Annotated in this window: 22 protein-coding genes; 18 read left to right on the top strand and 4 right to left on the bottom strand. The window is 38.4% G+C overall.

Translation table 11 applies throughout. The features are described 5' to 3' along the window. Nucleotides 1-395 precede the first annotated feature (395 nt). Nucleotides 396-542 carry a hypothetical protein gene (locus tag ACHUFV_RS10545; protein ID WP_394233840.1) on the bottom strand — a complete coding sequence of 49 codons (147 nt, stop codon included), beginning with the start codon at nt 540-542 and terminating at the stop codon, nt 396-398. A gap of 258 nt (nt 543-800) precedes the next feature. On the opposite strand from ACHUFV_RS10545, the gene ACHUFV_RS10540 reads away from it, so the two are divergent. After that, nucleotides 801-1,427: a class I SAM-dependent methyltransferase gene (locus ACHUFV_RS10540; RefSeq protein ID WP_394233838.1), complete on the top strand. Its 627-nt coding sequence runs from the start codon at nt 801-803 to the stop codon at nt 1,425-1,427. 109 nt (nt 1,428-1,536) lie between these two features. Here the strand turns inward: ACHUFV_RS10540 and ACHUFV_RS10535 are convergent, their stop codons facing one another. After that, nucleotides 1,537-1,932 (bottom strand): sugar O-acetyltransferase, encoded by a 396-nt coding sequence (locus tag ACHUFV_RS10535; protein ID WP_394233836.1) that lies wholly within the window; start codon nt 1,930-1,932, stop codon nt 1,537-1,539. 15 nt (nt 1,933-1,947) lie between these two features. Next, the gene (locus tag ACHUFV_RS10530; RefSeq protein ID WP_394233835.1) at nt 1,948-2,073 is read right to left on the bottom strand and encodes a hypothetical protein; all 126 of its coding nucleotides are present in this window, start codon (nt 2,071-2,073) and stop codon (nt 1,948-1,950) included. Between the two features lie 351 nt (nt 2,074-2,424). Between ACHUFV_RS10530 and ACHUFV_RS10525 the strand changes: the two genes are divergently transcribed. The 17 genes from ACHUFV_RS10525 to ACHUFV_RS10445 all read left to right on the top strand — a co-directional run bounded on the left by ACHUFV_RS10525 (nt 2,425) and on the right by ACHUFV_RS10445 (nt 21,494). Beyond that, a complete protein-coding gene (locus tag ACHUFV_RS10525) occupies nt 2,425-3,993 on the top strand; it encodes a hypothetical protein (protein ID WP_394233833.1) in 1,569 nt (522 codons plus the stop codon). A gap of 301 nt (nt 3,994-4,294) precedes the next feature. Beyond that, a complete protein-coding gene (locus tag ACHUFV_RS10520; protein ID WP_394233831.1) occupies nt 4,295-5,440 on the top strand; it encodes an amidohydrolase family protein in 1,146 nt (381 codons plus the stop codon). 18 nt (nt 5,441-5,458) lie between these two features. After that, nucleotides 5,459-5,875: a Rieske (2Fe-2S) protein gene (locus tag ACHUFV_RS10515; RefSeq protein WP_394233829.1), complete on the top strand. Its 417-nt coding sequence runs from the start codon at nt 5,459-5,461 to the stop codon at nt 5,873-5,875. Between the two features lie 134 nt (nt 5,876-6,009). Beyond that, on the top strand, nt 6,010-6,771 hold the full coding sequence (locus ACHUFV_RS10510; RefSeq protein WP_394233827.1) for an HpcH/HpaI aldolase family protein: 762 nt from the start codon (nt 6,010-6,012) through the stop codon (nt 6,769-6,771). An 86-nt stretch (nt 6,772-6,857) separates the two neighbouring features. Next, complete coding sequence (locus tag ACHUFV_RS10505) at nt 6,858-7,655, top strand: 2-keto-4-pentenoate hydratase (protein ID WP_394233825.1); 798 nt, start codon at nt 6,858-6,860, stop codon at nt 7,653-7,655. A gap of 62 nt (nt 7,656-7,717) precedes the next feature. Then, nucleotides 7,718-8,653 (top strand): AEC family transporter, encoded by a 936-nt coding sequence (locus tag ACHUFV_RS10500; RefSeq protein WP_394233823.1) that lies wholly within the window; start codon nt 7,718-7,720, stop codon nt 8,651-8,653. 216 nt (nt 8,654-8,869) lie between these two features. Continuing rightward, a complete protein-coding gene (gene gucD, locus ACHUFV_RS10495; protein ID WP_394233821.1) occupies nt 8,870-10,336 on the top strand; it encodes an alpha-ketoglutaric semialdehyde dehydrogenase GucD in 1,467 nt (488 codons plus the stop codon). Between the two features lie 385 nt (nt 10,337-10,721). Further along, entirely contained in the window at nt 10,722-12,098 is a 1,377-nt protein-coding gene (locus tag ACHUFV_RS10490; protein ID WP_394233819.1) for an MFS transporter, read from the top strand. A gap of 266 nt (nt 12,099-12,364) precedes the next feature. Next, on the top strand, nt 12,365-13,021 hold the full coding sequence (locus ACHUFV_RS10485; RefSeq protein WP_394233818.1) for a TetR/AcrR family transcriptional regulator: 657 nt from the start codon (nt 12,365-12,367) through the stop codon (nt 13,019-13,021). A 306-nt stretch (nt 13,022-13,327) separates the two neighbouring features. Further along, the gene (locus ACHUFV_RS10480) at nt 13,328-14,608 is read left to right on the top strand and encodes a quaternary amine ABC transporter ATP-binding protein (RefSeq protein ID WP_394233817.1); all 1,281 of its coding nucleotides are present in this window, start codon (nt 13,328-13,330) and stop codon (nt 14,606-14,608) included. Next, entirely contained in the window at nt 14,608-15,447 is an 840-nt protein-coding gene (locus tag ACHUFV_RS10475; protein WP_394233815.1) for an ABC transporter permease, read from the top strand. The genes ACHUFV_RS10480 and ACHUFV_RS10475 overlap by 1 nt, the downstream gene beginning before the upstream one ends. After that, nucleotides 15,447-16,376 carry a glycine betaine ABC transporter substrate-binding protein gene (locus ACHUFV_RS10470; RefSeq protein WP_394233813.1) on the top strand — a complete coding sequence of 310 codons (930 nt, stop codon included), beginning with the start codon at nt 15,447-15,449 and terminating at the stop codon, nt 16,374-16,376. The genes ACHUFV_RS10475 and ACHUFV_RS10470 overlap by 1 nt, the downstream gene beginning before the upstream one ends. Before the next feature lie 132 nt (nt 16,377-16,508). After that, a complete protein-coding gene (locus tag ACHUFV_RS10465; protein ID WP_394233811.1) occupies nt 16,509-17,276 on the top strand; it encodes a hypothetical protein in 768 nt (255 codons plus the stop codon). A 169-nt stretch (nt 17,277-17,445) separates the two neighbouring features. Further along, a complete protein-coding gene (locus ACHUFV_RS10460) occupies nt 17,446-18,384 on the top strand; it encodes a DMT family transporter (RefSeq protein WP_394233810.1) in 939 nt (312 codons plus the stop codon). Nucleotides 18,385-18,609: 225 nt separating this feature from the next. Continuing rightward, nucleotides 18,610-19,755 (top strand): amidohydrolase family protein, encoded by a 1,146-nt coding sequence (locus ACHUFV_RS10455; protein ID WP_394233808.1) that lies wholly within the window; start codon nt 18,610-18,612, stop codon nt 19,753-19,755. Between the two features lie 21 nt (nt 19,756-19,776). Then, the gene (locus tag ACHUFV_RS10450; RefSeq protein ID WP_394233806.1) at nt 19,777-20,193 is read left to right on the top strand and encodes a Rieske (2Fe-2S) protein; all 417 of its coding nucleotides are present in this window, start codon (nt 19,777-19,779) and stop codon (nt 20,191-20,193) included. Between the two features lie 170 nt (nt 20,194-20,363). Further along, nucleotides 20,364-21,494: an alcohol dehydrogenase family protein gene (locus ACHUFV_RS10445; RefSeq protein ID WP_394233805.1), complete on the top strand. Its 1,131-nt coding sequence runs from the start codon at nt 20,364-20,366 to the stop codon at nt 21,492-21,494. A 128-nt stretch (nt 21,495-21,622) separates the two neighbouring features. Here ACHUFV_RS10445 and ACHUFV_RS10440 read toward each other — a convergent pair whose 3' ends face one another. Next, nucleotides 21,623-22,543 carry a sugar phosphate isomerase/epimerase family protein gene (locus ACHUFV_RS10440; RefSeq protein WP_394233803.1) on the bottom strand — a complete coding sequence of 307 codons (921 nt, stop codon included), beginning with the start codon at nt 22,541-22,543 and terminating at the stop codon, nt 21,623-21,625. Between the last annotated feature and the right edge of the window lie 58 nt (nt 22,544-22,601).

The raw sequence follows: 22,601 nt of genomic DNA, 5'->3' as shown, positions 1-22,601 counted from the left end.
GATATATCGCTTACTCCAGTCCGCAGATGCCCAGAGTTCGGACACAACGGAGGATATATCGCTTACTCCAGTCCGAAGATGCCCAGAGTTCGGACGCATCCGAAGATATTTCGCTTACTTCTGTCCGAAGATTCCCAGAGTTCGGACACAACGGAGGATATATCGCTTACTCCAGTCCGAAGATTCCCAGAGTTCGGACACAACGGAGGATATATCGCATACTCCAGTCCGAAGATGCTCAGACTTCGGACGCGTCCGAGGATATTACGCATACTCCAGTGCGAAGATGCCCAGAGTTCGGACACATCCGAAGATATTTCGCTTACTTCTGTCCGAAGATTCAATTCGTTATTTTAACGATTCCCTCATTTTTATCCATAGAGAAGGGGACTTTTTTATATCATTGATTGCCATACCATTATGACAATACCGATTAATACGATAGAATAGTTGAAAAATGCATGATTTTCTTGTTCATTCAGCTGCTCTCCTGTTAACTTTTCAAAGGTTTGCATACGTAATTTTGTTTGGTGGGGATACACAATCATACCTCCTTAGTTTACGAACAAAATATTGAAAGCGTTTTCTATATTATACACGAGGAGTTATTTCAATGGAACAGGGTTAACAAATTGGTCATTTAAATGAATGGTTCAAGTAACAAGATTTACTTACAACCTAAGAAAATTTACAAAAAGATAATTACTCTTTATAGTTTAAAATGACTCAAAAAATAAAGAAACAATAGTGGCAATCAGGATTAGCCAACTAATATCTTACATTAAGGAGACAGAAGGAAAATGGAATTCTGGGAATCAAGCTTCATAGATAAACAAACGATGTGGGGGTTCGAGCCTACAGACTCTGCCATCTTAACCAAGGATTTTTTCCTTAAAAAAAATGTTAGGGACATATTAATTCCAGGGATTGGATATGGCAGAAATGCAAAGGTTTTTATAGAGAATGGTATCGATGTGACAGGTATTGAGATTTCAAAAACAGCAATTGATTTGGCGAGTCAAAATGGACTAAATATCCCTATTTTTCATGGTTCTGTAACGGACATGCCCTTTGATGATAAACGCTATGATGGTATATTTTCGCATGCACTTATTCACCTATTGAATCATCAAGAAAGAGAAACGTTTATTAGGGATTGCTATCATCAGCTAAAGCCAAATGGATATATGATTTTTACAACCGTGTCCAAAAAGGCCCCCATGTTTGGTAAAGAAAAACAATTGGATCAAGACTATTTCGAGTCAATGGACGGGGTAAAAATCTATTTTTATGATTCGGACTCCATCAAACAAGAATTTGGTAAATATGGGCTGATAGAGTGTTCAGAAATTGACGAGCCCAATAAGGATAAGAAGGATAAACCTTCAATTAATTTTCTCATGGTAACATGTAAGAAAGAAGGATAGGGATCACCATATAAGAAGTGAGGCTGCGTTCCTTAGAAGAGAGCCGAAATATACAATTTATGCCTTCTTGTATATTTCAGCTCTTTTTTTATGTAATAAATGTTGTTCTCTAGATCGTCTTTAGTAATTTTGCAGGATTTCCCGCCACGATTGAATTAGAGGGCACATCCTTCGTAACAACAGAACCTGCCGCAATTATTGAGTGATCGCCAATCCTTATTCCAGGTAAAATAACACAGCTGCCGCCAATCCAGACATCATTCCCAATCTGTATTGAAATGGCATAACCACTCTTATTCCGATCTTTCGGCTCGATTGAATGCCCAGCTGTATATAGTCCAACATTTGGGCCTATCATACAGTTGTCACCAATTCTTACTTCTGCCATATCTAAAATCGTACAGTTATAACCAGCATAGAAATTGTCCCCAACGTGAATGTTGTATCCTAAATCACAATGGAAATTATGTTCAATACTCGGATTTACTCCTACACTTCCAAACAATTCCCTTATAAGTTCCTATTTTCTATTAGAATCTTCTATTGGACAATTGTTAAATTCATGAACAAGTCTATGGGCATTGATGTTTTTCATTCTTAGTTCATCCGTACCACGTTCATAAAGAATCTTCCTTTTATCCTCCATACGTACGCATCCTTTCTAGTAGTAATACATAAAACAATTTGGCCGATCTCTTTTAAATGTAGGTATATCAAAATGCTATGTCAAGGAAGGGTTATGAGTTAAGTCAGCGGATCCATCTTCCCTTTTGCCATCCTAGAATTACAACATGTGAAAAAGAAAGGAATCATTCTTATAAAGTAATGTTACCGACTCACTTCATACGTTATAATGGACTGGAAATGAATAAAACTTAGCAAAACTAAACGAAACTTAATGAAAGTTAACAAAAATCACTGTGGTAGATAAAACCATAGATTACAATATTGTTAAATTGATAACGAAGAATATGAATATGAATGAGGCGAAAATTACATGATGTATAAAATAGAAGCTTTACAGCAGGAGGATCAAATTATCCTGTCATTCTTATCCATTGCGTTGGGTGGGAATGTCTATTTACATTCCTATCTAGAGGAATGCTATAAAACAAATGAGTGGGAATTCTATGAAGCCTATCAAAGTAGTGGAATGAAAGGAAATCCGCTTTTTTCAAGGTACACAGCAAAAAGCGAAGAAAAAATCAGACAGGCAGCAGGAATCGTGGAGTGGTGCTATCAAAATCAACACTATCTTTTACTTGATCAAATCTTAAAAAAGGGCTACAAATTTGCCTATCAATATGCACAGCAGCAAACACAAATCGATTTTGAACATTTCATGCGATGCTTTGCCAAAAGGCAAAAGGGAAAGCATATCAAGGAAATCGAATTGATAAACCAAAATATCGTCCTCTGGTACCTTTCTGCCCGAGAGAACAAACCCATTAATCGAACAAATGTGGCTTGGCAGTCCTTTCAAAACGTACTTTTTACAACAGTAAACGAAACAAGGCTGGAAAAAGTCATGTTTTCAAAAGAGACGATTGAGAAGCATCGGGTGGAAATTGATGATCTTTATGAGGAATACCATATTCCAAAGAACTTTCGCTTTGATTCGTTAGGCTTTTTTATTGAGTTTCTCATCGGCCATCGGTATAAAAAAATCTACGAGACAAATCCCAATTGGGATACGAAAAAGCTAGAAAAGAAAGTGTTTCAAGTCACGCCTACTAAATATATCGGAGCATTGGGCGGGTGGCTGAAAACCCTTGGCATTCATGAGCTAGAGGCAACTGAGCATATGCGGTTCACCAAAAAAGATCTTGATATGATGTTTTTGGAGCTGGTGTATGCAAAAAAATACAAATACATCTGTCATGATGATCAGGATTTGTTTTTTATCTCATGCCTCTATATGAAATGCCTAAGCCAGCATTTTCAAAAAGCAAAAAGGCTATACCTGGACCAATCGAAACAGGATTATTATGTTGAAATGAAAGCCAAAGAAGCGAGAATTAACGAGCAGGAGGCATATCTTTTACGCAAGAAGACGGAGTGGAAGCGGACAAACAGAAGGCAACAAGTCGAAATCGATGGGTTACAGTCCGAACTACGTGAGGCCTATTCTAAAATTCGTAAGCTAGAGCAGCAAATAGAGACGATGGAGGAGCACACAAGAGAGGTACATGCCCTTCGAGACTATGTCCATTCAAAATACCAAGAGGAAGCCCAAATGAAAGATGCTCTCTCTTTCGAAGCCATGATTGATTATATCCAAACAAAGAGAATCGTATTATTCGGCGGTCCACTGAATTGGAGACAAAAATTAAAAGAGCACCTGCCAAACGTAGAATTTATTGATGTGAGTGAGATCAATCGAGATATTTCAAAAATTCAGCGGGTGGATGCCGTTTTTATCAATATCAGTGTCTTTGCCCATTCGTTTTATAAAAAAATAATGAAGGAACTAAGTAACAGTGAAACGTCGCTTTTCTATTTGAACGGACAATGCAATATAGAGAAAACCGTTTTTGAAATGTATCAATCGCTGACTAATGGCTAGGCTATGCAATAAGTAAATATTCTTTGTCTAGAGGTAGAAACTTGTTTATACGTTTCTATCTCTTTCTTGTGTTAGGCTTCAGGTTTAACAGGGATGTTTTAAAACAGGACAAGAACATCGTCGAAATAATTAGAAAATTTACTCTTTTTATATTTACAAACATCATAATAGGGTTTATACTCTAGTTAATAAATCGCGATCATTAAATTATCACGGTAATAAAAATATCTCTATAAACAAATAGAGAAGATATTTTAGTGATCTTAATTAATAAAGGTTTATTAGAGGAGGAATAAGTAACATGGTTCATGCAATTAATGAAAGCAGTGTAACAGAATCAACAAAGACAAAACAGTTGGTGATCGATTCTGATGTTCATTCTTATTTAAATTCACTTGACGACCTTGTACCCTACTGTGATGAGTCGCTTCAAAAGCGATTAAATATCGGTAAATTTAAAAGACAAGCCTTTAACGGGAAGTTAATCTCTGCTGCAGAGTTTCGCTTTCCAGAATGCAGATATATCAACCCGGTTTCAGTTGTCCGTCAGGATGCATTCTCACCAGAAGGAGCGATTCCAGGCTCTGATCCTGCATTTGTAGCAAAGGATTTGTTTGATCGTTCAAACACGCAATTTGGAATTTTGAATTCATGTAATGCAACAATGGGTGGATTTCACAATATAGATATCGCGAATGGCTTTAATTCAGCCTTTAACGATTGGCAATATGAGAATTGGATTGAAAAGGACAGCCGCTATAAAATGTCTATGCTTGTCTCCCCACTAGATCCTGTGGCAGCGGTTAAAGAAATTGAAAGAATTGGAAAGAAACCAGGCGTGGTAGCCGTTAATTTACAAACGACGACAATCCCATTTGGCAATAGAAGTTTGTATCCGATTTATGAAGCAGCACAACACTATGGACTGCAAATGTTGATCCATCCAGATTCGGAGGCATCAGGGGAGAACGCACCAGCTCAGGCCGTAGGTCCAGCATCAACGTATATGGAATGGCATACTTGTTTAGGATTAAATGCACAAAGAAATATTGTTAGCTTAGTTTCGGAAGGGGTTTTTGAAAAGTTCCCTAACCTGAAATTTGTATTTGTCGAATATGGCGTCGCCGGAATTGTGCCGCTGTTATGGAGAATCGATAAAAACTGGAAGACACTCCGTGAAGAAGTACCATGGATAAAGGAATTACCGAGCGAATATATTAAACGGAATGTCCGCTTAGGAACGCAGCCAATTGAAGAACCGTATGGTCCAAAGGATTTAGTAGCACTGATTCAAATGGGAGGAATCGAAGATATGCTTCTTTATTGCAGTGACTATCCACACTGGGATGGGGATCAAGCGGATCGGGTATTCAATAATTTCCCTAAGGAATTACGAAATAAAATTTTCTATGAAAACCCTTTAAATACGTATAATTTCAATCGCTAAAAGAAAGGAGTATGACGCATGAGCGAATTAACAAGTGTGACTGTTTGTCCAGCAGAGGAGCTACAAGAGGGTCAACGAAAATTAGTCAAAGTGGATGGATCAGAAATTGCCATTTTTAATACTGATGGTCAAGTTTACGCCGTTCGAAATAAATGTCCACATCAGGGAGTATCAATGGTATATGGTACGATAGGTGGAACGATGTTACCAAGTGATCCACACACGTATCAATATGGTAGAGATAAAGAGATTTTACGTTGTCCTTTACACGGATGGGGATTTGATATTAAAACAGGGGAATCCGTATTCAATGATAAAAATTGCAAATTAAAGACGTATGATGTACGACAAGAAGGAAATTCCATTGTGTTAAATCTTACGAAAGAGCCAAAGCTTGTAACAGTAGTGGAAACAAATACTGCTCATGTATCCTAACATTGGAAAAAGGATTTTTTTAATGCCTTAAGGAAATCGCGATTTCTTATTTATCGCGATTTCATCTAGGTATGTCTAGTCTTCAAAATAATGAATCTATAAGAAAGAAGGGCAGAAATATGCTATGGAGCGATATGAAAAAAAGGTTACACAAAGGCCCCTTGTTTGGCTGTTTCGTCACCTTTCCATCACCTGGTTTAACAGAATTTACAGCACAAATGGGTTTTGACTTTACATGCATTGATAATGAGCATGGAAGTATGGATTATATGGTCCTAGAAAATATGATCCGTGGATCTCAATGTGCTGGAATCCCATCCATCATCCGAACGCCTGTTAATCGGCCTGAATATATTCAAAAGGCATTAGACAGTGGGGCAAATGGCATTCAAATCCCGATGGTAAACACGTTAGATGAAGTAAAGGACGCGGTAAATGCAGCACTCTATCCTCCATTGGGTAAAAGAGGATTCGATTTTTTACCAAGAGCCTGTAACTATAGCTTATATCCTAATAAGATGGAATATTTAGAAAAAGCAAATGAAGAATTAATGGTTATTCTGCAAATTGAAACGGTAGAAGCGGTTAACAATTTGGACCAATTTTTAACAATCGAAGGCGTCGATGTATTTTTTATCGGACCTTTTGATTTAGCTGTATCCATGGGATATGCAGAAAATCCAAGACATCCTGAAGTACTGCAAATGATAGAGCAAAGTATCAGGATGATTAAGGATAGCGGGAAAATAGCTGGTGTGTATGTTAGTAATGTAGAACAAACAAAGCAGGCTGTTCAATGGGGTGCGAACTACATAGTAACGGACTTAACACTTGCTATGACACAATGGGCTGAACAGTATTTACAAAGTGTAAAGGAAATAGAGATTTTAAAATAGATGGATAGTACGTTCGATCATTATTGATAGTCAAATAGAAGTCATGAATTCACATATATTCTTTCAAATACAAGGAGGGCTCCCAGATGAGCAAAGTAGTATCTAATCAAATTAAAGTTCTTGCAAAACATTTATTCGAAGCTGAGAAAAATCAAACACCAATGGACGCATTAACGGTATTAAAGCCAGATATGACGTTAGAGGATGCGTATGAAGTTCAACTGGAAGTGGTGAAGGAAAAATTAGCTCAAGGCCTTAAAATTGTTGGTAAAAAAATTGGTTTAACTTCCCGTGATATGCAAGTTATGTATGGAATTGAAACACCGGATTGTGGACATTTATTTGAGAATATGATTGTTGAAAATGGTGGAGAAATATCCTTTACTGACGAAGTCATTCAGCCAAAGATTGAAGCTGAAATTGCATTTGTGTTAAAAAAGGATCTACATGGTCCAAATGTTACGGTTGAAGATGTACTTGAAGCAACAGACTATGTTCTTCCTTCCATTGAAATTGTAGACAGCAGAATCAAAGATTGGAATATAAAATTGCAGGATACCGTAGCGGATAATGCCTCTTCTGGTCTTTATATTCTAGGTGATAAACCTGTTTCCTTGGATGAAGTGAATCTTCCTGAGATTGAGATGAAAGTCTATCAAAATGGACAATTAGTAAGAGAAGGTTTTGGGAAAAATGCAATGGACCATCCAGCAGCTTGTGTCGCATGGCTAGCTAATCAATTAAACGAGTTTGGCGTCGTATTAAAAGCTGGAGAAGTGATTCTTTCGGGTGCACTTGCTAGTACGATTGATGTTGTACCTGGTGACGAATATATAGCTGTATTTGAACAATTAGGGGAAGTAAAAGTGACATTCACAAAGTAAAAGGAGCCTACTAATAGGAATCTAACAGCAGGTTTACTGGCTTTGTATGAGGAGAGTTTTCCTTGGTATTTCTATCAATCTTAGGTCCTATGTTTATGATGGCGGTTATTTCTGTCATTGGCTATTGGATAGCAAAAGTAAATGAAATAACAAATGAATCAAAGCAGCTCCTAATTAGTATAATGCTGAATGTCGCAGTGCCTTGCATTATTTTAGATAGTGCTTTTAAAACGAAGATAGGGAAAGAGGTAATTTCTGAGCTGCTTATTATTTTTATTCTTTCCATCATCATTAGTTTAATAGGATTACTAATAGGATGGGGTATTGCAAGAATTAATAACCAGTCATCCAGTAATGCAAGGAAAATTGCCATTATTGCTGGATTGGGAAATACAGGATTTATTGGGATTCCTTTATGTGCGGCCATACTCGGTCCAAAAGGGGCTCTATTTGCAGCTGCTTTTGATACAGGTCTCGGTCTCATTTTATATACAGTAGCGATTGCGTTATTACAGGAAAAGGATCAGTTTTCCCTTGCATCTTTAAAACAATTATTCAATCCACCACTTATTTCAATTGTTTTGGCCTTATTTATAATCATAACTGGAATGAAACCACCAGAGATGATTCAACAACTAAATGGGACATTAGCCAATTTAGCGACCCCTCTTGCCATGCTGTACATTGGAATACTGATTAGGACGATGCTTAAGCAAAAGGGGTCTGTGACAATTAGTAAATTGACTGTACCGATTTTATTGAAGTTAATTATTCTTCCCATTTTCACCATCATACTGTTGCTGTTTACTAACTTCTCCATGATGATCAAGCAAGTCATGATCATACAAGTAGCAATGCCTACGATGACCATTGCTCCGGTATTTTTAGCACAGTATGCACAGGATGAAGAACTAGGGGTAAAAGCAACGGTTTACTCAACCATTTGCTCCCTATTAACCATTCCGTTGATTGTTTACTTAGGAGCTAAACTTTTTTAGAAGTTTGGTTGTGCAAAAGCACAGTGTTTATTTTTAGATAGCAGGTTGATTGTAGTGGAAGGCACGAAGACTCCTGCGGCAGAAGCGAGACAGTCGAGACCCCTCAGACACGAAGTGTTGAGGAGGCTCGGCGGTCGCCCGCGGAAAGCGAAGTGACTGGAACGGAAATCAACAAACATATTTAAGAGACCCAAAGAACAGAAAGGATTTGATTACATGACAGTGAAAGCAGAAAGTAAAACATATGAGAATTATATAAATGGTGAGTGGCAAGCAGCTTCTTCACATGAAACTCAGGCTAGCATCAATCCAGCAAATAAAAATGAGATCGTTGGGTATCTTTCCCTATCTACTAAAGAAGATTTAGATCAGGCCGTGTCCGCAGCTAAAAAGGCACAAATTTCTTGGAGAAAATTATCTGCTCCTGCTAGAGGAGAGTTTCTATATAAAGTGGCAAATGTATTAGAAGCACGATTAGATGAAGTCGCAGAAACCATGACAAAGGAAATGGGAAAAACATTCCAAGAAGCGAAAGGTGAAACATCTCGCGGTATATCCATTCTTCGCTATTATGCAGGAGAAGGTATGCGCCAAGTCGGTGATGTCATCCCTTCTACAGATAGCGAAGCATTAATGTTCACAAGCAGAGCACCTCTAGGTGTTGTGGGAGTCATCACACCATGGAATTTCCCAGTGGCGATTCCTATTTGGAAAATGGCACCGGCTCTTATCTATGGCAATACAGTCGTATTTAAGCCGGCAAGCGAAACAGCCGTTACAGCTGCTAAAGTAATCGAATGCTTCCATGAAGCAGGACTGCCAGCTGGTGTGATCAATATGGTTACAGGTTCAGGATCTGAAATTGGACAAGGCATCATTGATCATCCTTATATTAATGGAATTACATTTACCGGTTCAGATGGTGTCGGAAAGCGTGTGGGCCAAGGGGCGTTTGCACGTGGTGCGAAATATCAGCTAGAAATGGGCGGGAAGAATCCAGTGATTGTGGCTGAGGATGCGGATCTCGATCAGGCTGTCGAAGCAACCATAAGTGGTGGTCTTCGCTCAACGGGTCAGAAATGTACAGCTACTAGTCGTGTAATCATTCAACGTGCAGTCTACGATGAATTTAAGGAAAAGCTGCTCACTAAAGTACGAGAAATAAAGGTTGGACAAGGTCTGGATGGGGAAACCTGGATGGGGCCATGTGCAAGTGAAAGTCAGCTTAATACGGTACTAAGCTACATCGAAAAAGGAAAAGCAGAAGGTGCAGTCCTTTTACATGGTGGAAGAAAATGTGAGGGCCCGGGGCTTGAGGATGGTTTCTTTGTAGAACCTACAGTTTTTGAAAATGTGGAATCTAGTATGACAATCGCGCAAGAGGAAATTTTCGGTCCTGTATTAGCGTTAATGAAGGTTGATACAATGGAAGAAGCGATAGAAGTAGCGAACGATGTAGAATTTGGACTAAGTGCATCTATTTTTACAACAAATATCCAAAAGATGCTTTCCTTTATTAACGAAATCGACGCAGGCCTTGTACGAATTAATGCTGAAAGTGCAGGCGTAGAACTGCAAGCTCCATTTGGTGGGATGAAAAAATCTAGTTCTCTATCACGTGAACAGGGTCAAGCAGCCATCGAATTTTTTACCAATATTAAAACGGTCTTTGTAAAAGGTTAAGTAGGCTATTGAAAATTTTGGAGCAGGAGTTGCAAGCAAACGATACGAGTTCTTGCAACTCTACTCTAGTACTAGCTGTACATATTGAACAAGAATTGGAGAATCTCTTGATAGGATTGTTTAGGGTCTATAAGAAAGTGTGGCTTTTTAATTCAATATTTCAAGAAATGTAAACGTTTTATCTATATTTAAGAAATCATTTGAAGTTCTTATTTATCCTAAAACAGTTGTTCCAACCAAGTTCAATCTAGTACAAAATCGTAATTGTATACAATGAAGCTAGCCTTTGTATTTAATTTAGATAATAAATAAGTTATAATAATATTTAAAAAATACTGAATATTACTATTCTTTCGAAATCTAGTAAAGTCATAGGAGGTAATGTATGAGTAAGATCCTCACAATGGAAGAAGTGCCTTTAAGTCGGTTTCATTATAAAATGTTTGCCTATGCAAGTGGGAGTACATTTCTTGATGGATATATTATCGGAATTATTGCAGTAGCACTTTCCGTCATGCAGACGCAGCTTGATATGTCTGTAACTATGATAGGTCTTGTCGGAGCAGCAACTCTTGCGGGTATGTTATTTGGTGGAGTAATCGGAGGCTATCTTACAGATATACTTGGCCGAAAGAAGATGTTTCTCATCGATATGGTTGTCATGGCTGTTGTATCCATCCTTCAGTTCTATGTCAACGATCCCGTGACTTTGATTATTCTACGATTTATATTAGGAATTGCAGTAGGAGCGGATTATCCTATTGCAGGAGCCTTGATGACGGAATTTTCACCAACAAAAAGTCGTGGTTCCTTACTTGGGGGTCTTAATGGACTCTGGTATGTCGGTTACGCTAGCTCCTTTTTAGTCGGATATCTTTTGTTGTCACTTGGTGATGACAGCTGGAGATGGATGCTTGCAAGCAGTGCGGTTCCTGTCATCCTCATGCTGATTTCCCGTTTGAATATGCCTGAATCCCCTCGTTGGCTTGCCAGCAAAGGGAGGGAAAAAGAAGCAAACGCAATTGTTAAGAAAATATTCGGTGAAAATGTCATCATGTCCGTTGAGCCGGAGACAAAGGAGAAAACCTCCTATTTCGATATGTTTAAAAATGGCTATGGAAAATTAATTCTTTTCGTGACGCTTTTCTATTCGCTTCAAGTGCTGCCTCTCTATGGAATAAATACCTATATTCCTGAGATTCTTGGAGAATTTGGTTTTGCTAATGGAACGAGGGAGTACCTTGGTTCAGCGGTTATTAATCTTATCTATCTTGTTGGCCTGTTTCCAGCCCTTTATTTAGTGGACAAGTTCGGAAGAAAACCAACTCTTTATTGGGCATTCTTAGTATGTTCGATCTCTTTATTCGTATTGGGAGCAACCTCTAGTATGAACATGCCATTTGTGTTTATCCTAGCTCTCTTTGTTATTTATGGTACGTTTAATACGGGAATGGGAGCACATTGCTGGATCTATCCGAATGAATTGTTTCCAACCCATATTCGCGGTACGGCAATGGGCTTTACGACAGGTGTAGCACGTATTGCCTCAACCTTTGGTACCTTTTTCTCTCCAGCCATTATGGCGAAATACGGTTTAGGAACGACGTTGTATATTTGTGGCGCGGTGCTTTTCATTGGATTTTTAGTCTCGTTATTCATGGCTCCAGAAACAAAAAATATGAGTTTAGCGGAGGCTAGCTCTATGAACAAATCAAATAAAAATGAAAATCCTAGCTTTGCAACGAATAAGACAGCTAATTAGAAATGGTTCAATAAATCAAGAGAACTCTGTGGAGAAAATGTCCGCAGAGTTCTCTTTTTATCTAATCGTAATTATATTTAATTTTCTAAATATTAATTATTCCAACTTGTAATATTATGTATACTAAGTTAATATAACATTATAAAAATGAGAGAGATCATGATTATTTTAAAATCATGATTAACAATTGAATACGATACTAATAAGGCTGTGTAGAGATTCCTGCAGCTTATGTATAGAGAGAACGAAACAAGGGGGTTATATGAATGGCTAGAAGTGAGATTCAAACGGAACGAATGATCAATTATTTTATTGATGCAACAACTGAATTAATTAAAGAAGAGGGAATTAAAAATATAAGTATCAGGAAAATTGCTAAAAAAGCAGGATTTACCAGTTCTACGATTTATAATTACTTCTCAGAGGTTTCCCATCTTGTATTTTTTGCCTCCATGTCATTTGTAGAAAAATATTTAGAAGATATAGCCAATTATGTTGCCAGATCAGATGAACCTTTAGAGAAATATTTATTGGGTTGGGAATGTTTCTGTGACCATTCTTTCAAGGAGCCTGAAATATATAATGCGATATTTATTGCGGATCTAGGTGAACACCCTGAAGACCTGATTAACTATTACTCTTCTACTTATCAGAGCAAGACCATTCAATTACCAGAAGAATTGGAAGGAATCCTTCTTGAACAGAATCTAAGTAAACGGAGTAGAACGGTTTTAGAGAAATATGCGGAGAAGGGGCTATTTAGAAAAGATGATATTGAAAAGCTAAGTGAGATGACTATCCTAATTTGGCAGGGAATGATGACTTCTTTACTTAATAATCGGGTAACCTATAGTCCTGAAGAGGCTTCGAAAATCACAATGGAATACATTCGAGACATTACATATGGTGTAGCGAACAGGTAAAGAAAAGAATAAAAAAGGGATGTCATAAGTCGAAAAGTCGACTTACATGACATTCCTTTTTTTCGGTAGATACTATCTCACACTAGCTTTATCAAAGGAGAATGCTTAAATGTCTATATTTTTAGAAAATTTAGAAAAGTTGTTGTTTTGTTGAATTTAATGTGATATTATTTGGTTATGAAAAATCGCGATTTATTAAATATCATGATATTTAATATGTTTTTTTTGTTGTTTAATAGTTTGAATTATTTTGTACAATTAACACTATTTCCGTATTACTAAATTAAAAAAATAAGGTGGTAGAGTATGGATCATACATCAAAAATTAAGGTTACGAACGTTACTAAAATTTTTGGTCAGCATCCCAGTCAAGCTATTAAACTCCTAAGAGAAGGAAAATCAAAGCAAGAAATCCTCGAAATGGCAGGTATGACAGTGGGGGTAAATCAAGTGAATTTTGACATTCGATCGGGAGAGACCTTTGTCATCATGGGACTTTCTGGCAGTGGGAAATCGACACTCGTTAGGATGTTTAATCGATTAATTGATCCCACTGAAGGTGAAATATACATCGATGGGGAAGAAATTGTGGGGATGAATAAGGAGCAGCTGCGAGACATTCGCAGAAAAAAAGTGGGGATGGTATTCCAGAAATTTGGTCTATTCCCTCACAAGAATATCTTAAAAAATGTGGAATTTGGCTTGGAAGTACAGGGCGTTCCTGCAAAGGAGAGAACGGAAAAGGCATTAAATGCCTTAGAATTAGTTGAACTAGCGAGTTATAAAGATCGCTATCCTGATCAATTAAGCGGAGGGATGCAGCAGCGTGTTGGACTTGCTAGGGCCTTGGCTAATGATCCAGACATCCTATTAATGGATGAAGCCTTTAGTGCACTGGACCCTTTAATTAGGAAGGATATGCAGAACGAACTCATACGTCTTCAGGCAACGATGCATAAAACCATCATTTTCATTACCCATGATTTAGATGAAGCATTACGAATTGGCGATCGAATTGCGATCATGAAGGATGGTTCCATGATCCAAATCGGTACAGCTGAAGAGATTCTTTTACAACCAGCAAATGATTATGTAAGAAAATTTGTCGAGGATGTAGATTTGTTCAAAGTCCTTAAAGCGTCAAATATTCAGGAACGCATTCATATGTTTGATATCAATCTCGGTGCCGAAAAGGCCTTACAGGAGATGCAAGCGCTTCAACAATCACATATTTTTGCTATGAATAGTAAGAAAGAATTTATTGGAGTGATCACATTAGCTGAATTAACCACAGCAATGAAGGAGGGTAAGCCTTTAGAAACGATTTTAAACCGCAATCTGCCAAGTGTAAAACCAGAGACCTTATTAGTCGATTTACCAGACCTTGTACTGAATTCTAAGTATCCTATCACCGTTATCGATAACAAAAATAACTGTACTGGCATCATTACAAAGGAAAGATTATTGTCAGCTATGTCGAACAATAAAGACAAGCTCAATCATGTCATAACGATTTCTAAAAAAGTAGAAAAAGCAAGAAGTCTAATAGAACCGAAGATCACTTCGATTGCTAAGGGGGCATTTTAATGGAGGGCTTTAAGCTGCCTTTGGATGTATGGGTTGAAAGCTTTATCTCTTTTCTTACTGACAACTTTGGCGGACTGTTTGGTGTGATTTCAAATCTATTAGATTCTGTCGTAGGAGCCTTAGGTGATGCCATCTTATTCATTAACCCTTTTGTGTTTATCACTATCATAGCGGCATTAGCTTGGAAGGTTAGTCGTTGGCCTTTAGCTGTTTTTACATTGATTGGGATGTTAATGATTGTTAATTTAGGGTATTGGGAACAAGCGGCTCAAACGATGTCCCTCGTTCTCACCTCTGTTTTGATTTCCGTGATAGTCGGGGTTCCATTAGGTATTGCCAGTGTAATGAATAGAAGCATTAATAACATATTATCTCCAATTTTGGATTTTATGCAAACAATGCCATCCTTCATTTATCTGATTCCTGCTATCTTCTTTTTTGGTTTAGGCATGGTTCCGGGTGTATTTGCTTCAGTTATTTTTGCAATGCCCCCTACAATCAGAATGACGATTTTAGGTATACGCCAAATTTCGAATGAGTTAATCGAAGCAGCAGATGCATTTGGAACGACTCCTTTTCAAAAGCTGCTAAAAGTACAGCTTCCTTTAGCAACACCAACGATTATGGCAGGGATTAATCAGAGCATTATGCTTTCCCTTTCTATGGTGGTGATTGCCGCTATGATTGGAGCACCTGGGTTAGGAACCGAAGTATATCGTGCGGTTACACAGCTTAACATTGGAATGGGCTTTGAAGCTGGACTATCGATTGTTATTTTAGCCATCATACTGGATAGAATGTCTCAGAATATCGGTAAAAAACAGAGGAGGTTCCAATAATGAAAATGAAAAAATTAATACCCAGTTTTGCAATGACTTTCATGCTTTCAGTTGCTTTGATAGGGTGCAGCTCGAATGAAAAGGTAGATTCTGAAGCAAGCGGCACACAGCCTGTTGGTGAACTCTTCGACTATGAAATTATCGGAATAGAAGCAGGATCCGGAATTCACGGTTTGACGGAAAAGTCTATAGATGAATATGAATTAGATGGTTGGAAATTAGTAGAAGGATCTAGTTCAGCCATGTTAGCTACTTTAGATAAAGCATATAAAAAGAAGGAACCAATCGTTGTGACAGCATGGGAGCCACATTGGATGTTTTCTAAATATGATCTAAAGCTACTAAAGGATGACAAAGTCATATTTGGGGAACCAGAAAAAATTTATACACTTGTTCGAAATGGATTTAAAGAAGATCAGCCAAATGCGTACAAATTTTTTAAGCAATTTGCATGGAAATCAGAGGATTTGGCCTTAGTCATGCAAATGATTGAAGATGGATTAGAGCCTGAGGCTGCAGCAGGGAAGTGGATAAAAGAGCATCCTGATACTGTGAATAAATGGATTGAAGGAGTAGAGAAGGTAAATGGTGAAAAGATTACACTTGTCTATAACAGTTGGACTGATATAATCGCAAGTACAAATGTCGTGGCAAAGGCGTTGAAGGATAAAGGGTATGATGTTAACTTAATGCAGGTAGACGCGGCACCCATTTTTGCTGGTTTAGCAAGCGGCAGTGCGGATGCATTCGTTGGAGCATGGCTGCCAACAGCTCATAGCTCTTATTATGAAAAATACAAGGACCAAATTGAAACAGTAGGTGTCAACCTAGAAGGCACCGTGATGGGTCTGGCAGTTCCAACCTATATGGAAGATATCAATTCATTGGAAGATTTGGGTAAAAAAATGGAAGAATTAGAAAAGAAGTAAGGTACTGATTTGTAGGTAATAAAGTCGGTTTATTTTTTACTTAAAATAAGATCGCGATCATTATAGGATTGCGATCTTATTAAAGTCGTCTATTCCAATGTCGAAAAAATATAATTGTAAAGAGGGATAAACATGCATACTATTCATTTACTGAAATCAGAGGATTATATATTCACGATAGAGGAAGATCAGGCTTTACTAGAGGATGTGTTTCCCGGATTTAGTGACAGGGATCGGATCGGTATTGTAGTCAATAGCCCATGTGGAGCGATTGGCGTAAGTTCATTGCTTATGGCTTCAATCACACGCTACTATGATGTTCATCGTATGAAATTAGGTAACGATTATGGCAAGCTAAGAATCTATCCGGAATATTTTATCTTTCACATCGGGAAGAAGCATGGTGATTTTCGGAACTTAGAAATTTGGCCTCCACATAAGGAAATCATTGTTGAAAACGATCCGGAGCAGATTTTAGAGCAGATTAATGATCGCGGCATTACTCGCTTACTCGTTGAAGATATTCCTCCAGCTTCGTCAGTATTTCTAAGGGAGACAATTAGTAGTGCAGAGCAGCGTATTGTCAGCTGTATTGCCTACTCTTCAACAGGCAGAGTTCAAAAGGCTGATCTTACAGGAAAGAGTAATGAAAGGACTGAAGAATTTGTCTTAGCAGCATTAGACGATTCGAAAAGGCTAGAGTACCTTTCAGAAGATGAATATCAGGAATTACTAAAAGGAAGAATAGACCTGAAATCGAACGGCAGTGTGATAGAAACCTACCGGCGGATTGATTTGTCGACAGCTATTCGTATGCTTACAAAAAACGTTAAAGTAAGTGATACAACAAACAAATTTCTTATGGAAAGTAACCCGAATGCACGGCAGGAAATCATGTAGCTGTTCGGTGAGTGGTGTTGAAAAAGAAATTCAAAAAGCGATTGTAAATACAAAAGGAATGTAAGTGGAACTTGGATGTAGAGTAGAGTCAACATTTAAATCATATGATAATAGAATGCAAGCTTGTATCTAATCCCTGTATCCTCTGTTATCTTATGGAGGGGTCAAATTGAGGTCAAAAGTTCTTGTTGGTAGTATCTGCTTATTAGCAGCTGCGGGCATATGGGGAGGGATGTTCGTAGTTAGTAAATATACGCTGGAGTATGTGTCTCCTTATGTTCTTCTCTGGCTTCGGTATCTCTTGGCGTTTCTTTTATTAGCGGTTTGCTGGTATTTTCAAAAGAAGCAGCGAATCGAGCGAAGCGATTTTCCACTTATCGCATGGCTAGGACTGATTGGGTATTGTGTTTCGAATGCATGTGGGTTTATTGGTACCCATTTATCGACAGCGCATATGGGGGCTTTAGTTACATCCTCTTCTCCTCTCTTTGCTCTGATTTTAGCTTACTTCCTGCTCAAGGAAAAGCTAACATGGAGGAATGTCATCTCCGTCGCAGTGGCAACCTCTGGTTTATTTCTTGTGATTGGATTAGAAGAAGGAGGTGGAATGGGACATTTACTTGGAAATTTGATTTTAATCCTGGGTGCGGTAACGTGGGCTTTATATAGTGTAATGGTTAAAAGAATTGCAAATAAGTATTCTTCTCTTACCATAACCACCTATTCGACCGGAGTAGCGCTTCTTTTTATGACACCTGTTATGCTTTTTGATGTAAAAGCAGAGGATATGATTCATCTTAAGGAATTTCCCATTTTAATGGCAGTCCTTTTTCTAGGCATTATTGCTACAGCAGCCGCCTTTTTCTTGTGGAATAAAGGAATGGAATTAATGGAAGCAGGAATTGGCTCGATATATTACTTTTTTTCTCCTGTTATAGGTGGAGTATGTGGTTGGCTCTTTTTAGGAGAAGTTATTTCCAGAAGTTTCCTTTTAGGCGGAATACTTATTTTTATAGGAATATTGATGGTTTTTTTGAAAAAACCACAAATGTTAGTTAAAAATAAAATAGCAATAGAATCGGAAACTAGTCCATTAAGTGAAAAATAAAGAAAAAATATGTACTCCTGCTTGTATCATTCATTTAAATGGAGGGAAAGAAAAAAGGATCAATCGGGATAGTAAATGTAGAAGATAATAAGTAATTCTAATTTTTTGATATTTACAAAGATTTATAAACAGATTATAATGAAGTTAAGAAATCGCGATCACCAAAAAATCGTGATTACAAAATTGTTTTAAAACCAGATTGGAAAAAGGGGAGGAGTTATTTAAATGGTTAATGGACTTACTGAAATTAAGGAAGAAGGAAAAGATTTAAAAACAAAACAGCTGGTGATTGATTCTGATGTTCATTCGTACTTAAATTCACTTGACGACCTTGTACCCTATTGTGATGAGTCACTTCAAAAACGTTTAAATATTGGTAAATTTAAAAGACAAGCCTTTAACGGGAAGTTAATCTCTGCGGCAGAATTTCGCTTTCCAGAATGTCGATATATCAACCCGGTTTCAGTCGTACGTCAGGATGCGTTCTCACCTGAAGGGGCAATCCCAGGTTCTGATCCTGCATTTGTAGCAAAGGATTTGTTTGATCGTTCAAACACGCAATTTGGAATTTTGAATTCATGTAATGCAACAATGGGTGGATTTCACAATATAGATATCGCGAATGGCTTTAATTCAGCCTTTAACGATTGGCAATATGAGAATTGGATTGAAAAGGACAGCCGCTATAAAATGTCTATGCTTGTCTCCCCACTAGATCCTGTGGCAGCGGTTAAAGAAATTGAAAGAATTGGAAAGAAACCAGGCGTGGTAGCCGTTAATTTACAAACGACGACAATCCCATTTGGCAATAGAAGTTTGTATCCGATTTATGAAGCAGCACAACACTATGGACTGCAAATGTTGATCCATCCAGATTCGGAGGCCTCAGGGGAAAATGCTCCAGCACAAGCCGTAGGTCCCGCATCAACGTATATGGAATGGCATACTTGTTTAGGGTTAAATGCCCATAGAAATATAGTAAGTTTAGTTTCTGAAGGGGTTTTTGAAAAGTTCCCTGACCTGAAATTTGTATTTGTCGAATATGGCGTCGCTGGAATTGTGCCGCTGTTATGGAGAATCGATAAAAACTGGAAAACACTCCGTGAAGAAGTGCCATGGGTAAAAGAATTACCTAGCGAATATATTAAACGAAATGTCCGCTTAGGAACGCAGCCAATTGAAGAACCGTATGGTCCAAAGGATTTAGTAGCACTGATTCAAATGGGAGGAATCGAAGATATGCTTCTTTATTGCAGTGACTATCCACACTGGGATGGGGATCAAGCAGATCGTGTATTCAATCATTTTCCAAAAGAATTACGAAATAAAATTTTCTATGAAAACGCTTTAAATACCTATAACTTTAATTGATAATAGAAAGGAGAATGAAACATGAGTGAATTAATCAGTGTTACCGTTTGTCCAGCAGAGGAGTTACAAGATGGTCAACGAAAATTAGTTAAAGTGGATGCAACAGAAATTGCTATTTTTAATCTAAAGGGTCAGTTGTATGCGGTGCGAAATAAATGTCCGCATCAGGGTGTACCAATGGTCTATGGTACAGTAAGCGGAACCATGTTACCAAGTGACCCACATACGTATCAGTACGGAAGACATGAAGAGATTTTACGTTGTCCACTACATGGATGGGGATTTGATATTAAAACAGGAGAATCCATTTTTAATGATGCACATTGTAGATTAAAGACTTATGATGTACGTCAGGAAGGAGATTCAATCGTTTTGTATCTTGCTATCGAACCGAAAAGGGTTTCGCTAGTTGAAACTCACGCTAGTATTGTTTCATAAGAATAAAGGCATTTTTTTATTCCTGTAGGAAATCGCGATCATATTTATATCATGATTTGTTCGCTTGAAGGGAATAGGTTAAACATCTGCTAGGATGGCCGCCTAAAATGAAAGCTGAGCTAGGTTCTCTTGGATGGTCATCCTGCTAATAAATTTTTTAGGAGAACATGATGAATATAATACCAAAAACAATACGTGGAGATTTGTACACAATCCCGAAAAAAATGTCTGGAGTATTTTTAACAGGTAATGGTGGATTTGAAAAATTAGAGTATCGCTCTGATATAGACGTTCCAACACCAAGAGAAGGGGAAGTATTGGTGAAAATTGGTGCAGCAGCTGTAAACAATACTGATGTGAACACACGTATAGGTTGGTATTCAAAAAGTGTAAAATCAGAAACCAATACAGGCGGGGCATCAGGATTTAATGAAGACGTTAAAGACGATGGTTCATGGCTTGGGCAAGCGATGGAATTTCCTAGAATTCAAGGAGCTGATGGTTGTGGTACGATTGTCGCTGTTGGAGAGGGTGTAAGTCAAGACAGACTAGGTGAAAGAGTCTTAATACGTAATGTACAAGAAAGCGAATTAAGTCAGAATGGGTTAGAATGTACTACTTTCGGGTCAGAACGTGATGGTACATTTGCTGAATATACAACCGTACGTTCAGAAGAAGCCTTTGTCATCCATTCACATTTATCTGATAAAGAGCTGGCAACGTTTCCTTGCGCATATGGAACGGCTGAGAACCTTATTTGTAGAGTAGGGGTTGAAAAGGATGATGTTGTTCTAGTCACTGGAGCATCTGGTGGAGTGGGTTCTGCACTTGTACAATTAGTAAAAGTAAGAGGTGCCAAGGTTATCGCTGTTTGTGAACAGAGTAAAGCAGAAAGAGTTAAAAGCTACGGTGCAGATGAAATTGTCTTCAGAGGAGATAGCTATGTTGAAAAGATTGGGAAAATGAAAGTGGATGTTGTTTTAGATGTGGTTGCTGGAAATCAATGGCCAGAGCTTTTGGAAGTCTTGAAAAAAGGTGGAAAATACGGAGTGGTTGGAGCTATTGGTGGACCTCTTGTAGAACTGGATGTCCGTGATCTTTATTTGAAAGATTTGAGTCTCTTTGGAAGCACCTATCAAACAAGAGAAGCCTTCCTGAATCTGATTAGCTTTATCGAAGAAGGAAAAATTAAACCAATAATAGCAAAAGAATTTCCACTAAAGGATATTGTAGAGGCTCAAAAGGCCTTCCTTTCTAAAACACTGGTTGGTAAAATTGTACTTGATGTTACAGGTGAATAGGTGGTATTTTTTTATCCTATAAAGATCGCGAAAATAAACATTTCGGGATCTTTTTAGGATTGATAAAATAGAACTATTGTATAAAAAACAAAGCGGACCATTTTTGGTCCGTTTTGTTTTTATGCTTATCAATTTCTGACACCAAGCTGGAGTACGTTTCTTAGATAAGCAATACTCTTCTTGCAGGCTTGAAGTTCTCTTTCTCTTGCTTCCTCCAGCGGTTCATCCGGACGGAGGAAGGGGATTTCATTCTCAAAAATAACGCGATCCAAAGTGGACTGCTCTCTTAGTACCTTTAGGACCTTCGACAGGTCGATATCGCCCGAACCGTGTGGAACGCCGATCCAGTGTGCGCCAAGGGGATCGATGACCAGCTTATTGTCGGCGAAATGACAGGAGAACGCACTGGGCGCGAGCTTCTTCACCGCTTCCTCCGGGCCCTCTGTGATAGAGATGGAGTTGACTGTGTCAAGGCAGGTGCCAACCAACGGATGATCAATCTGATCGACAAGCCAAAGCACCTCATCTGCATAGGTGTCGCAGTGATTTTCAATGGCAACCTTTAGTCCAAGCTCTTCGACCAGAGGCAGCGCTTCTTTGAATTCATCATAGCGGATGGCAAGCTGCCGCATGACATCCGGATGAAAGCAGGTGCCATAGTGTGGACGAGGGCGCTTTACATCAAGACTGAACTTTGCCAAATCTGCGCCGATTGCCTTAGCGATTTGCAGTGCTTCCCGTACAGTGCAGTTTACCCGCGAATCACTTGGCGCATCGAATGAAGCATTGAACTCCAGAAACAAATCGCGTTCTTCGGCTGCGGCTTTGATCTCGGCAAGATACGCGGGGTCGAGATTCTGCAAATCTACCTTTGTAATTTGCAGACCGTCCAGCCCCCATTCAACGGCAAAATTCATCAGCTGCAATAGATTCATTGTCTGAGGGAGGGCATAGTCCTCTCCAAACCCCCAGCTTTCGCCCAAACCGAAAAAGTGCAGGGTGTAGGTGTGCATACCGAGCTTGATTGGTCTGTCATGGCTATTTAACATGTCAATCTCCTCCCTTAATAATAGTTTCTCTTTTCTGTTTGTATCGTTTACTAGCAGT

It is taken from the genome of Niallia oryzisoli (genome assembly GCF_043641075.1).
GTDB lineage: Bacteria > Bacillota > Bacilli > Bacillales > Cytobacillaceae > Bacillus_BD > Bacillus_BD oryzisoli_A.
This window is presented reverse-complemented; position numbering and strand designations above follow the sequence as displayed.